Below are 13,086 nucleotides of genomic sequence, written 5' to 3' on the forward strand. Positions count from 1 at the left end.
CCATGATGAAGTCCATTTCCACCTGGAAGCAGGAACTGACCGAGGGCGCACACGCTGCGCGTCTGGCTGCGCTGTACTGCTGCGCCCCCGACGAGACCCCTGCACAGGCAGCCCGTTATACGGCTGTTCTGGACGGGTTAGAGACCACCTTCGGCGCACACACCGAGGCCGGTCTGTATAGTGCCCCCGGCCGCACCGAGATCGGCGGCAACCACACCGACCACCAGCATGGCCGTGTACTGGCTGGCAGCGTGAACATTGACATGATCGCTGCTGCCGCCCCCAACAGCCTGAACCAGCTGCGCGTGCAGAGCGAGGGGTACGACCTTTGCGTCATCGACCTTGACGACCTGACTGCCCGCAAGGAGGAGGAGAACACCACTGCTTCCCTACTGCGCGGCGAGTGTGAGGCTTTCCGTCAGCGTGGCGCAAAGCTGTCCGGTCTGGACGTGTACATTTCCTCTAACGTGCCCAAGGGCAGCGGCGTTTCTTCCTCTGCCGCCTTTGAGGTGCTGGTCGGTGTGATTTTGAACGACTGCTTCATGGATGAAAAAGTCTCCCCCATTGCCATTGCACAGATCGGCCAGTGGGCTGAAAATGTCTACTTTGGCAAGCCCTGCGGCCTGATGGATCAGATGGCCTCCAGCGTGGGCAACATTATCACCATCGACTTTGCCGACAAGGCAAACCCAGACGTGGAGCCGGTGCAGGTGGACTTTTCCAAGGCAGGTCTGGCACTGTGCATTCTGGACTCCGGTGCAGACCACGCCGACCTGACCGACGAGTACGCCGCCATCCCCAACGAGTGCCGCGCTGTGGCCGCTGTGTGCGGCGGCGAGGTGCTGCGGGACGTGCCCTTTGAGACCTTCCTTACAAATATCCCGGCCTGCCGCAAGCAGTGCGGCGACCGCGCTGTGCTGCGCGCTTTCCACTTCTACGCCGATAATGACCGCGTGCCCCAGCAGGTAGCTGCCCTGCGCGAGGGCGACTTTGATGCCTTTTTGCAGATGGTGACCGCCTCCGGCGACAGCAGCTGGGAGTATCTGCAGAACGTCATCCCCGCCGGTTACAAGGAGCATCAGGAGGTGGCTGTGACCATCGCCGCTGCCAAGCATTATCTGGGCGGCAAGGGCGCTGTGCGCGTGCACGGTGGCGGTTTTGCCGGTACGGTGCAGGCCTTTGTGCCGGTGGAGATGCTGGCGGACTTTAAGGCAAACATGGAAAAGATCCTCGGCGCTGGCCGCTGCCATGTGCTGAGCATTCGTCCTGAGGGAGGTGCTGTGCTGTGATCTCCACCGCCATCCAGCAGCTCGTGAACTACGGGCTGGACACCGGGCTCATCTTGCCCGATGACGAGATCTATATCCGCAACCAGCTGCTGATGACCATGCAGCTGGACGACTTTACCGCCCCGGAGGGCGAAGCGTGCTACACCGACTTGGAAAGCATTCTCAAGGCTCTGGTGGACGATGCCGTTGCCCGCGGCGTGTGCGAGGATAATTCCACCGCACGCGATCTGTTCGACACCAAGCTGATGGGCGTGCTGACCCCGCGCCCCAGCATCGTGCGCGCAAACTTTGAGGAGCGGTACGAAAGCGAGGGTCCGCAGGCTGCCACCGACTGGTTCTACAAGTTCAGTCAGGATACCGACTACATCCGCCGCTACCGTATCAAGCGCGATCTGAAGTGGGTCACCAAGACCGCATACGGCGATCTGGACATTACCATCAACCTGTCCAAGCCGGAAAAAGACCCCAAGGCCATTGCCGCCGCAAAGCTTGCCCCCCAGAGCGCTTACCCCAAGTGCCAGCTGTGTGCGGAGAACGAGGGCTACGCAGGCCGCATGAACCACCCTGCGCGCGAAAACCACCGCATCATCCCGCTGACCATCAACGACAGCGCGTGGAATTTGCAGTACAGCCCCTACGTTTACTACAACGAGCACTGCATCGTGTTCAATAACCAGCATACCCCCATGAAGATCGAGCGGGCGACCTTCCGCAAGCTGCTGGATTTTGTAGGTCTGTTCCCCCACTACTTTGTGGGCAGCAACGCCGACCTGCCCATCGTGGGCGGCAGCATCCTGAGCCACGACCATTTCCAGGGTGGTCACTACGAATTTGCCATGGCTAAAGCCCCCATTGAAAAGGCTTGGGTATTCCCCGGCTTTGAGGATGTGGAGGCCGGCATCGTGCACTGGCCCATGAGCTGCATCCGCCTGACCTGCGCGGACGATGCACGCCTTGTAGAACTGGCTGATAAGCTGCTGACTGCATGGCGCGACTACACCGACGAGAGCTGCTTTATCTTTGCCGAGACCGACGGCGAGCCCCACAACACCATCACCCCCATTGCCCGGATGCGGGACGGCAAGTATCAGCTGGATCTGGTGCTGCGCAACAACATCACCACCCCGGAGCATCCGCTGGGCGTGTACCACCCCCATGCCAAGCTGCACCACATCAAAAAGGAGAACATCGGCCTGATCGAGGTGATGGGGCTGGCTGTGCTGCCCAGCCGCCTGAAGCAGGAACTGTTTGACCTTGCCGATGTGCTGGTGGCACACCTGCCCACCGCAGAGTACCCCGAAGCCCTGCAAAAGCATGCCGAGTGGGCGGAAGAGATCCTTGCAAAACACCCGGAACTGAACGCCAACAACGTCCACACCATTCTGCAGGACGAGGTTGGTCATGTGTTTGCACAGGTGCTGGCCGATGCCGGTGTGTACAAGCTGGATGAAGCAGGCCGCGCCGGTTTTGTCCGCTTCCTTGAAAGCGTAAAATAAACCATAACTCCCCGAGGCTGTTGCACATATCATGGCGCAACAGCCTTTTTTAGAACACAGCATCGAACAAAAGCACTTTTCCTTTACTCTTTCCCCTGTGAAAAAATCAATGGGAAAATCCGCAGATTTTCCCATTGATAAATTAAAATATTCATTCCACTGAAAATGGCCAAAGCAGCGCGGCGGCCATTCAAAATCGTTTTTTGTAGATGGAGGTATCGCTATGCACTGCACTTTGGAAGTATGCGTAGACAGCACCGCCAGTGCGCTGGCGGCAAAACGCGGCGGCGCTGACCGGTTAGAGCTGTGCGCCGACCTTATTATCGGCGGCACCACCCCTTCCCCTGCCCTGCTGCGTCAGGTCAAGGCTGAGACCGGTCTGCCGGTGCGGGCGCTTATCCGTCCCCGCTTCGGCGATTTCTGCTACGACCGCTACGAGCTGGCACAGATGGCCGAATGCGCCGCCGAGCTGGTAGCCGCCGGTGCCGACGGCATCGTGACCGGCGTGCTGACCCCGGCGGGGGCGCTGGACACCGATGCTCTGCGCCCTATCTACGCCGCAGCCCGGCAGGCGGCAGAAAAAGCACACCGCACCGTGGACTGCACCCTGCACCGCGCCTTTGATGTTTGCTGCGACCCCTTTGCTGCGCTGGAGGCTGCAAAGCAGCTGGGCCTTGCTACTATCCTGACCAGCGGACAGGCCGCAAGCGCCCCGCAGGGTGCTGCCCTGCTGCGGCAGCTGGTGGAAGCTGCCGGGCAGGAAGTGGAAATATTGGTAGGCGCAGGCGTATCTGCTGCCAACATCCCCGCCCTTGCCGCCCAGACTGGTGCCCGGGCGTTCCATCTTTCCGGCAAGCAGGTGCTGGACAGCCGCATGACCTTCCGGCGGCAGGGCGTCCCCATGGGTCTGCCGGGCTTTTCGGAGTTTGAGATTTGGCAAACCAGCGAAGCAAATATCCGCGCCGCCCGTACCGCATTGGATGCGCTATAACTGCAAAACAAAAAGCTTCACTGCTCTGCCGACAGTGGCTGTTTTCCATTACGTTTCCTCCCGTGAAAATGCAAAATCGGGCAGGCCGCGGCCTGCCCGATTTTGCTCTATTCAAATGAGTTTTCCGCTGAATATGTCCAAAGCAAAGCGGAGGGCATCCCAAATCGTCCCACCTCAGTGCAGGGTGGCAAACCGGGCTGCGCCGCGGGTGCACAGCCAGCGGTGCAGCAGTAAATCCAGCCCCAGCAGCACAGCCAAACAAACAGTCTGTGCGGCCAGCGGCGACACAGCGTAGTCCAGTAAGATCAGGGGCAAAAACAGCACCCCGCCCGCCAGCAGCCACCCGCCGAACATCGCCAGCATACTGGCGGCGCTCCGCTTGACCACGGCGGCTTCGCTGACCCAATGGAGGTTGGGCAGGCACAACCCCAAAGCAAGCCCCAGCTGCGCCGTCAGCCACACAAAGGCTGCCAGCACAGCCAGCATCGGTAGCCCCTGTCCTGCCGGAATGCGCAGCGCCGCCATGGCACACCCGGCACACAGCCACGCCGCCGGCAGCGTGAGCAGTAATTGCAGCTCCACCTTTGCCCGCAGCACCTGCTGCGGAGTCACCGGCAGGCTTTGCAACAGCCAAAGGGTGCCACCCTCCAGCGACACCGAGGGCGCTGTGATAAAGTTCATGGCGGCTATGGTGCACACCATCCCACACACCAGCATGGGCAGGCTCTCCGGCAGGTAAGCAGCAGTAAAGGCACGCAGGTCTGCGGCCTTCCACAGCGCTGCTGCGCCCAGCACTGGCAACAGCAGACTGCTCAGTGCGCAGTTGAGCAGCCACATGGGGCAAGCGCCCAGATGCAGCAGTTCCCGCCGCAGCAATGCCCGGCGCGGGGGCTGCTTTTTTTGCGCTTTTGCGCGGTATTCCGCTTTGGTTCTGCCCGGTTCAAAGGTCAAAAGCCGCAGATAGGGCTTTGCCAGCGCCTTACCGCACAGCGCCATACAGGCCGCAGCCAGCGCTAGAAACAGCAGCAGCGCCGGGACGTTGCCCACTGCCGCCAGACCCAGCAGACGCAGCGGCGCGGCGGCACAACCGGCCGCTGCGCCCGCCTGTACGGCATCCAGCGCAAGGGCATCCACTGCGTTGCTAACCCATTGGAACACTGCATAGTAGACCGCCAGAAACAGCAGCGTGCCCACCACGGTGACAAGGCTTTTGTGCCGGGCACGGCGGTTGAGCAGCGCCACCGCCCAGCCCAGCAGAACGGCCAGCACCATGGAGACCCCCGCCAGCGCCAGTGCCACCGGCAGCGCTGCCAGCAGGGCTCCGCCGGGACAGGGTGCTGCCAGTGCATAGCAGACCACCGAGGGCACCCACGCCAGCAGCAGATAAATCAGCCCGGTCAGATACACCCCGCCGCAGCGCACCGCAAAAATAGCGCCCGGCGGGATGGGCAGTGCCAGCAGCTGCTGGTTATCCCGGCAGCGGAACAAATGCCCGTAGCTGGTAAAAGCGCTGGCCAGCACACTGACCGTCAGCGCCGAAAGCTCCATCAGCACAAAATAGAGCCAGTCCAGCCCCTGCGGCACCAGCGTTACCGCCAGCGGCAGCGCCATTGAGCCAAAGCTGAGCATGACCAGCAGAATCAGCACCGCAAACAGCAATGCATACCCGAATGCTCCTGCCCGGGAGCGCCGCTTGCCCGTTTTGCTGCTGCGCACAAAGGCCGCCCCCAGTTCCAGAAGCTGTTTTTTGAGCAATGCACGGATCATAATGCTCCCCCCGTATCCTCCAGCTCCAGAAATACCTCTTCCAGCGTGTCGTCGCCGCGCACCTGCTCCATGGCTCCCTCGCGCACCAGCTGGCCTTTGCGCAGAATAGCCACCCGGTCGCAGAGCTTTTCGGCCACTTCCAAAACATGGGTGGAGAAGAAGATCGCGCCGCCCTGCGCACAAAAAGCTTTCATCTGGGTCTTGAGCTGATGGGAGGCCAGCGGGTCCAGCCCGACAAAAGGCTCGTCCATTAAAATCAGCTTTGGCTCGTGCAGCAGCGCCGCAATGATGGCAAGCTTCTGCTTCATGCCGTGGGAGTATGCCCCGATGGACTGCGCAAGGTCCTGCGTCAGGCCAAAGGCATCGCCGTACTGCCGGATACGCTGCACCCGCTGTGCGGCGCTTACGCCAAAGATATCCGCGATAAAATTAAGGTACTGGATGCCGGTCATATACTCGTACAGCTGCGGGTCATCCGGCAGGTAGGCCAAGCGGCGCTTGCATTCCAGCGGGTCATCCCGCACAGAAATACCGTCCACGTAAACCTCGCCGGCGTCGAACTGCTGGATGCCGCAGCAGCATTTTAAGGTAGTGGTCTTGCCCGCACCGTTGTGGCCGATAAAAGCGCACAGCTCCCCCGGTCGGATATGCAGGCAAAGGTCCTGCACGGCAGGTTTGCCGCCGTAGGTTTTGGTCAGATGTTCTATCTTTAACATGAGCTGCCCCCTTGCTTTCAGTTTTGAGCCAAGTATACACCTTCCGGCGGGGGGAAGGTCAAGCATTTCTCCGGTTTTTCTTGCGTTTTGTAAGGGGCTGTGCTATACTTTTTGTCGAACTGAACAGAAAACAACAGGTGCGTTCCGTCACTTTGCCCCATCGGGCGGCGGCAGGAACGTTAAAAGGGAAGCGGGTGCAAATCCCGCACGATCTCGTCACTGTGATAAGGGAGTCCACTGTCAGGGTGCTTTTGCACCGGTCACTGAGCCATCCGGCTTGGGAAGGCGGCAGCGGGCGTTGAGCTTTGAGTCAGGAAACCTGCCTGCTGTTGGTACCGGGGCTTTGCCGCCCCAGATCACGAGGAATTGGTTGTACCAAAAAGCCTGTAAGATACGGGGCCTTTTTGCTTTGCCATTTCGCAAGCAAAAGGCCCCGTTTTTTGTAGGTTCTCTTTCCTGTACCCTTCTGTTCGGCGCCGTATTTCACCCACATCAGGAAAGGAAAAGCAAGATGAAAAAACGCAACATCCGCAAAACGGCGGCCGCTCTGACCGCTCTGGCTCTGTGCGCCGGTGTACTGACCGGCTGCGGCGGGGCTACTTCCAGCACGGCTTCCTCTGTTGCTGCCAGTTCTGCCGCCAGCAGCGAGGCTTCCGGCGCAGACGCTGACGCACTGGCTGCACAGAACGTGGCAGACCTGATCGATGCCATCTATGTGCAGCAGCGCACCGACGACACCGATGCCCAGTGTGAAGCCGCAAAGTCTGCATGGGACGCCCTGACCGATGCCCAGAAGGAGCTGGTGGAGGGCGAGAACGCTGACCCCGACTACTTCGGCCGCGACACCGGCGATGCCTCCAAGGACGATGCCCGCAACGCCGATGACATTGGCGAAAACGAGCTGCTGGTGGTGTCCTTCGGCACCTCCTTCAATGACAGCCGCGCTGCCGATATCAAGGGCATTGAGGACGCCTTGCAGGCCGCTTACCCCGACTGGAGCGTGCGCCGCGCCTTTACCGCACAGATCATCATCAACCATGTGCAGGCACGCGACGGCGAGAAGATCGACAATATGCAGCAGGCACTGGATCGCGCTGTGACAAACGGCGTGAAGAACCTGATCGTGCAGCCCACCCATCTGATGCACGGTGCCGAGTATGACGAGATGAACGAGATGCTGGACCAGTACCGCGACAAGTTTGAGAGCGTTGCTGTGGCCGAGCCCCTGCTGGGCGAGGTGGGCGCAGATGCTTCCGTCATCAATGCGGATAAGGAAGCTGTTGCCAAGGCCGTTACCGCTGCCGCTGTGAAGGACGCCGGTTACGACAGCGCCGCTGCTGCCGCTGCAGATAAGACTGCTTTCGTCTTTATGGGTCACGGTACTTCCCACACTGCCAAGGTGAGCTACAGCCAGATGCAGACCACCATGCAGACCTTAGGCTACGACAACGTGTTCATTGGCACGGTGGAGGGCGAGCCTGAGGAGACCTCCTGCGAGGCCATCATCGAGGCTGTAAAGGCTGCCGGTTACACCAAAGTCATCCTGCGCCCGCTGATGGTGGTGGCAGGCGACCACGCCAACAACGACATGGCCGGTGAGGACGCCGACAGCTGGCTGAGCCAGTTTACCGCCGCAGGCTGCTTTGAGAATGTGGACTGCCAGATCTCCGGTCTGGGCCGCATTGCGGACATCCAGCAGCTGTACATTGCACATACCAAGGCCGCTATGGATCTTCTGAACGGCTAATGGCTTCAGAAGCCCTCTCCGGCGCTGCCAAGCATACGGAGAGGGCTTCTTTTATGGGCGCGTTCCCCGCGCGAGGAGAACATGCCCCCTACCCCGGAAAGCCAAATTCCGGGTCAAAATTTATGATACTGAGGTATTTATTTTATGCGCTGCAAACAGTTTATTACCGTTTCTCTGGCCGGCGTGGTGCTGGCTGCTTCTCTGGCAGGCTGCGGCGGGACTGCTGCTCCCGCTTCTTCCGCTGCGGCAAGCTCTGAAGCGGCTTCCTCCGTGGTGGCTTCCTCTTCTGTGGCCGAAACCGCTCTGCCGGACGGCGTGTACACCGCTGATTTCGAGACCGACAGCAGTATGTTCCACACAAGCGAAGCCTGCAACGGCAAGGGCACGCTGACCGTGGAAAACGGCGTGATGACCTTCCATGTCAGTCTGGCCTCCAAAAAGATCGTGAACCTCTACCCCGGTCTTGCCGCCGATGCCGAGGCCAACAAGACCGCATGGCTCATCCCCACCGTGGACACCGTTACCTACGCGGATGGCACCACCGAAGAAGTGTACGGATACGACATCCCGGTGGAAGCACTGGACACCGACTTCCAGCTGGCATTGCTGGGCACCAAGGGCAAGTGGTATGACCATATCGTCAGCGTGCGCAACGCCGAGCCCAAGACCGAGCAGGCCGCCGAGACCCCCGCAGACGGCGCATACACCGCTGCCGTAGTGCTGGAGGGCGGCTCCGGCCGCGCCACCGTGGAAAGCCCCGCTGCCCTGACCGTGGCAGATGGCAAGATGACCGCTACCATCGTGTGGAGCAGCCCCAACTACGACTACATGATCGTGGATGGTGAGAAGTATCTGCCCACCAACACCGAGGGCAACTCCACCTTTGAGATCCCGGTAGCCGCTCTGGGCACCCCGCTGACTGTTACCGCCGACACCGTTGCCATGAGCAAGCCCCACGAGATCGAATACACCCTGACCTTTACCTTGGAGTAACCTTCCATGAAGCTGACCCGCGCACAATTTTTAAAGGCTCTGCCCGCCGCCGCGCTGCTGCTTGCAGGCTGCACTGCCGCACCCACCGCACCTGCCGATACGGACGAGCTTGTGTTTGACCACGCCTACCCGCTGGACTATGCCACCCAGTTTACCGCCGACTGCTACGCAGACGGCTCTACCCTGCTGACCATCCCGGACGCACAGGAAAAGTTTCTTATCCGGCCGGAGGGCGCTGCCACTCTGCGCACCGTACCCGAGGGCGTGACTGTTTTGCAGCAGCCGGTGCAGAACATCTATCTGGTGTCCACCTCTGCCATGGACTTATTTCTCCATCTGGACGCGCTGGACAGCATTGCCCTTTCCGGCACCCGCGCCGAGGGCTGGTATCTGGACGAGGCAAAGCAGGCCATGCAGGCCGGGCGCATTGCCTACGCGGGCAAGTACAGCGCCCCGGACTACGAACGCATCCTGACCGCAGAATGCGGCCTTGCGGTGGAAAACACCATGATCTACCACACCCCGGAAGTGAAGGAGCAGCTGGAGCGGTTCAGCATTCCGGTGCTGGTAGAGCGTTCCAGCTACGAGAGCAGCCCGCTGGCGCGGATGGAGTGGATCAAGCTGTATGGCATTTTGCTGGGCAAAGAAGCCCTTGCCGAGGAGGTGTTCGCCCGGCAGGCACAGCGCATTGCACCACTGCTAAAGCAGCCCTCCACCGGCAAACGCTGCGCGTTTTTCTCCATTACATCAAGCGGCCTTGCCACTGTGCGAAAAAGCGGAGACTATGTGGCGCAGATGATCGGCATGGCCGGGGGCGAATATGTTTTTGCCCACCTTGCCGACAGCGGCAACAGCCTTTCTACTATGAATATCCCACTGGAAGATCTTTACGCCGGGGTCAAGGATGCCGATGTGCTCATTTATAACGGCACCATCGAGGGCACCATCTCCACCAAGGAAGAGTTGCTTGCCCGCTGCGCGCTGCTGGCAGAGTGCAAGGCGGTGCAAAGCGGTGATATCTGGTGCACCACGCCCAGCTTTTTCCAGCAGAGCATGGCGCTGGCAGATTTTATGCTGGATCTCCATGCCGTTTTTACCGGGGAAACTGCCAGCCCCGACACCCTGCATTTTTTGACCAGGATCATCTAAGGAGCCGCTTATGACCAGCCGCAAACGCCTTGTTTTTTCCTATTGCTGCCTTGCCCTGCTGCTGGCGGTGCTGTTTGCCGTGAGCCTGTTCTGGGGCAGCGTTGCGCTTACCCCGCAGGCCGTGCTTGCAGCCCTGACCGGAAGCGGACAGGACGCGCTGAGCGTAGGCATTATCACACAGCTGCGCCTGCCCCGCGCGGTGATGGCCGCGTTGCTGGGCGCTGCGCTCTCGGCGGCGGGCTATCTGTTGCAGACCTTTTTTGCCAACCCCATTGCCGGCCCCTTTGTGATGGGCATTTCCAGCGGGGCTAAGCTGGCGGTGGCGCTGGTGATGGTGCTGTTTTTGAACTACGGCCTGCTGACAAGCTCTGCCGTGCTCATCCTTGCAGCCTTTGCGGGTGCTATGGCGGCTATGGCCTTTGTGCTGGCTGCTGCCCGCCGGGTGCAGCGCATGAGCATCCTTGTAATATGCGGCGTGATGATCGGTTACATCTGCTCTGCCATCACCGAGTTTGTGGTGGCCTTTGCGCAGGACAGCAGCATCGTCAACCTGCACAACTGGTCGCAGGGCAGCTTTTCCGGCATGACGTGGAGCAATGTGCGCACGGCGGCGCTGGTGGTGCTGCCCGCACTGGCAGCGGCTTTCTGCCTTGCAAAGCCCATGGCCGCTTACCAGATGGGTGAAGCCTACGCCCGGAGCGTGGGCGTGGATGTGCGGCGGTTCTCCCGGCTTTTGGTGCTGCTTTCCAGCCTGCTGGCCGCCTGCGTTACCGCCTTTGCGGGGCCCATCTCCTTTGTGGGCATCGCGGTGCCGCACCTTGTCAAGCAGCTGCTGGGCAGCGCCCGCCCGCTGTATGTGCTGCCGGGTTGCTGTCTGGGCGGGGCGGCGTTCTGCCTGCTGTGTGATTTAATTGCCCGCAGCCTGTTTGCGCCCATGGAGCTTTCCATCAGCGCGGTCACCGCTGTATTCGGTGCACCGGTGGTCATTGGGCTGCTGCTGCGCCGCAACCGGGAGGATGTGCGATGAAGTACTCTGTTGAAACCAACTCCCTTGCCATCGGCTACGGCAAAGCTGCCCTTGCGCGGGATATCGCGCTGGGCGCTGCCAAGGGGCAGGTGCTGGCACTCATTGGCCCGAACGGCGCGGGCAAATCCACCCTGCTCAAAACCTTGGCGGGGCAGCTGGCCCCTTTGGGCGGCGCGGTGCTGCTGGACGGGCAGGAGCTTGCCCGCATCCCCGGCAACGCCCGGGCACAAAAGCTGGCGCTGATGCTGCCCCACACCCGCCGCACCGAGTTGACCACCTGCTTTGAGTTTGCAGCGGCAGGGCGCATTCCCTATACCGGGCGGCTGGGCATCCTTTCTGCCGAGGACAAAAAACAGGTGCAGAATGCGCTGGAGCTGGTGGGCGCGGCGCATCTGGCTGACCGGGACTTCAACTGTGTCAGCGATGGGCAGCGGCAGCGCATTCTGCTGGCGCGGGCAGTCTGTCAGCAGCCGCAGGTGCTTCTGCTGGACGAGCCCACGTCATTTTTAGATGTAAAAGGCAAGATAGAGCTGCTGACCATTCTACAAAAACTGGCGCATGAGCAACTGCTTGCGGTCATTGTCACCCTGCACGAGCTGGACATGGCGCAGAAGATTGCGGACGCGGTGGTCTGCGTTTCGCCGCATGGCGTCTCTGCCCCCATGTCCCCGGAGCAGGCCTTTGCCCGGGAAAATATCAAAGCACTTTACGGCCTGACCGAGGAACAGTACAGCGCTGTTTTTGACCCGCCAAAGCCGGAAAAGCCGCAATTTGAGCACTATGTGCGCAGCGGGCAGAAGCTGCTGCGCTGCGGCTACACCACCGGCACCTGTGCGGCGCTGGCTGCTGCCGGGGCTGCTCGTCTGCTGCTGACCGGCACTGCGCCGAAAACCGTCGCCCTACGCACGCCCAAGGGCATTGTGGTGGAGGTTGCCCCCCTGTTCTGCCGCGCTGCTGCCGAGGGTGCGGAATGCGCCATTGAAAAGGACGGCGGTGACGACGTGGACGTGACCACCGGTCTGCCGGTGACTGCCACGGTGACGCTGCTCCCCGGCACACCCGAGGTGCGCATTACAGGTGGCGCAGGGGTTGGCCGGGTGACAAAGCCCGGGCTGGACCAGCCGGTCGGACAAGCCGCCATCAACCATGTGCCCCGGCAGATGATCACCGAGGCGCTGCGCCGGGAGGCGGAAACAGCCTGTTACCCCGGCGGTTTTGCCGTGACTATCTCCATCCCCGGCGGCGAGGAGGTGGCCCGACGCACCTTCAACCCCCATATCGGGGTAGAGGGCGGGCTGTCGGTGCTGGGCACCAGCGGCATTGTAGAACCCATGAGCCAGCAAGCCATTCTGGACACCATCCAGCTGGAGATGAATCAGGCGGCACTGCGGGCAAAAAGCCACCGACGGCTCATCCTTGCCCCGGGCAACTACGGGCTGGACTATCTGCACGAAACATATCCGCAGTTTGCCGCTATCCCGGTGGTCAAAACGTCCAACTTTATCGGAGATACGCTGGATATGGCAGCAGCAGCGCACTTTGAACAGGTACTGCTGGTGGGGCATATCGGTAAGCTGTGCAAGCTGGCGGGCGGCATTATGAACACCCACTCCCACACGGCAGACTGCCGCACGGAGTTGTTCTGCACCCACGCCGCCCTGTGCGGTGCTGACCGGGAAGTGTGCACCGCGCTGTACAATGCCGCCACCACGGATGCCTGTCTGGAGATTCTGGACACTGCCGGACTGCGGGAGCCGGTGCTACAAAGCCTGCTTGCCGCCATCCAGCTGCATCTTGACCGCCGCGCGGGCGGGGCGTTCCGGGTGGGCGCGGTGCTGTTTTCAAACCAGCACGGCCCGCTGGGACAGACCGAAACTGCCGCCCGCCTGCTGAACGAATGGAAGGAGTAAC

At 61.0% G+C, this 13,086-nt stretch carries 10 protein-coding genes and 1 riboswitch; of the genes, 8 read left to right on the forward strand and 2 right to left on the reverse strand.

Annotation, left to right across the window (positions count from 1 at the left end):
• The first annotated feature begins 2 nt into the window (after window positions 1–2).
• The 3 genes from MTP36_RS09170 to MTP36_RS09180 all read left to right on the forward strand — a co-directional run bounded on the left by MTP36_RS09170 (window position 3) and on the right by MTP36_RS09180 (window position 3,776).
• A complete protein-coding gene (locus MTP36_RS09170; RefSeq protein WP_249248376.1) occupies window positions 3–1,289 on the forward strand; it encodes a galactokinase in 1,287 nt (428 codons plus the stop codon).
• The gene (gene galT / locus MTP36_RS09175; protein WP_249248378.1) at window positions 1,286–2,785 is read left to right on the forward strand and encodes a UDP-glucose--hexose-1-phosphate uridylyltransferase; all 1,500 of its coding nucleotides are present in this window, start codon (window positions 1,286–1,288) and stop codon (window positions 2,783–2,785) included. The genes MTP36_RS09170 and galT overlap by 4 nt, the downstream gene beginning before the upstream one ends.
• A 223-nt stretch (window positions 2,786–3,008) precedes the next feature.
• The gene (locus MTP36_RS09180) at window positions 3,009–3,776 is read left to right on the forward strand and encodes a copper homeostasis protein CutC (protein ID WP_249248386.1); all 768 of its coding nucleotides are present in this window, start codon (window positions 3,009–3,011) and stop codon (window positions 3,774–3,776) included.
• Between the two features lie 174 nt (window positions 3,777–3,950).
• On the opposite strand, the gene MTP36_RS09185 is transcribed toward MTP36_RS09180, so the two are convergent.
• Both MTP36_RS09185 and MTP36_RS09190 read right to left on the reverse strand, forming a co-directional pair.
• Window positions 3,951–5,543, reverse strand: a complete 1,593-nt coding sequence (locus MTP36_RS09185; protein ID WP_249248388.1) for a hypothetical protein — start codon at window positions 5,541–5,543, stop codon at window positions 3,951–3,953.
• Window positions 5,540–6,259, reverse strand: coding sequence for an ABC transporter ATP-binding protein (locus tag MTP36_RS09190; RefSeq protein WP_249248390.1), 720 nt, complete (start codon window positions 6,257–6,259; stop codon window positions 5,540–5,542). Before MTP36_RS09190 ends, MTP36_RS09185 begins: the two co-directional genes overlap by 4 nt.
• A gap of 121 nt (window positions 6,260–6,380) precedes the next feature.
• Window positions 6,381–6,600: riboswitch (cobalamin riboswitch) on the forward strand.
• Window positions 6,601–6,770: 170 nt separating this feature from the next.
• On the opposite strand from MTP36_RS09190, the gene MTP36_RS09195 reads away from it, so the two are divergent.
• From MTP36_RS09195 to cbiD, 5 genes are all read left to right on the forward strand, one after another.
• Window positions 6,771–8,006 carry a sirohydrochlorin cobaltochelatase gene (locus MTP36_RS09195; protein ID WP_249248392.1) on the forward strand — a complete coding sequence of 412 codons (1,236 nt, stop codon included), beginning with the start codon at window positions 6,771–6,773 and terminating at the stop codon, window positions 8,004–8,006.
• 144 nt (window positions 8,007–8,150) lie between these two features.
• Window positions 8,151–8,999: an iron transporter gene (locus MTP36_RS09200; RefSeq protein WP_249248394.1), complete on the forward strand. Its 849-nt coding sequence runs from the start codon at window positions 8,151–8,153 to the stop codon at window positions 8,997–8,999.
• A gap of 6 nt (window positions 9,000–9,005) precedes the next feature.
• On the forward strand, window positions 9,006–10,148 hold the full coding sequence (locus MTP36_RS09205; RefSeq protein ID WP_249248396.1) for an ABC transporter substrate-binding protein: 1,143 nt from the start codon (window positions 9,006–9,008) through the stop codon (window positions 10,146–10,148).
• A 10-nt stretch (window positions 10,149–10,158) separates the two neighbouring features.
• A complete protein-coding gene (locus MTP36_RS09210) occupies window positions 10,159–11,175 on the forward strand; it encodes a FecCD family ABC transporter permease (protein ID WP_249248405.1) in 1,017 nt (338 codons plus the stop codon).
• Window positions 11,172–13,085, forward strand: coding sequence for a cobalt-precorrin-5B (C(1))-methyltransferase CbiD (cbiD, locus tag MTP36_RS09215; protein WP_249248413.1), 1,914 nt, complete (start codon window positions 11,172–11,174; stop codon window positions 13,083–13,085). Before MTP36_RS09210 ends, cbiD begins: the two co-directional genes overlap by 4 nt.
• The last annotated feature ends 1 nt before the right edge of the window (window position 13,086 follow it).

This window comes from Faecalibacterium sp. I4-1-79 (assembly GCF_023347235.1).
GTDB classification, from domain to species: Bacteria; Bacillota; Clostridia; order Oscillospirales; family Ruminococcaceae; genus Faecalibacterium; species Faecalibacterium tardum.

What these genes read in the sequence shown, in the direction of transcription:
- MTP36_RS09170 (WP_249248376.1), top strand. Translation starts at nt 3, where the DNA reads ATGATGAAGTCCATTTCCACCTGGAAGCAGGAACTGACCGAGGGCGCA.
- MTP36_RS09180 (WP_249248386.1), top strand. Translation starts at nt 3,009, where the DNA reads ATGCACTGCACTTTGGAAGTATGCGTAGACAGCACCGCCAGTGCGCTG.
- MTP36_RS09185 (WP_249248388.1), bottom strand. Translation starts at nt 5,543, where the DNA reads ATGATCCGTGCATTGCTCAAAAAACAGCTTCTGGAACTGGGGGCGGCC.
- MTP36_RS09190 (WP_249248390.1), bottom strand. Translation starts at nt 6,259, where the DNA reads ATGTTAAAGATAGAACATCTGACCAAAACCTACGGCGGCAAACCTGCC.
- MTP36_RS09195 (WP_249248392.1), top strand. Translation starts at nt 6,771, where the DNA reads ATGAAAAAACGCAACATCCGCAAAACGGCGGCCGCTCTGACCGCTCTG.
- MTP36_RS09200 (WP_249248394.1), top strand. Translation starts at nt 8,151, where the DNA reads ATGCGCTGCAAACAGTTTATTACCGTTTCTCTGGCCGGCGTGGTGCTG.
- MTP36_RS09205 (WP_249248396.1), top strand. Translation starts at nt 9,006, where the DNA reads ATGAAGCTGACCCGCGCACAATTTTTAAAGGCTCTGCCCGCCGCCGCG.
- MTP36_RS09210 (WP_249248405.1), top strand. Translation starts at nt 10,159, where the DNA reads ATGACCAGCCGCAAACGCCTTGTTTTTTCCTATTGCTGCCTTGCCCTG.
- cbiD (WP_249248413.1), top strand. Translation starts at nt 11,172, where the DNA reads ATGAAGTACTCTGTTGAAACCAACTCCCTTGCCATCGGCTACGGCAAA.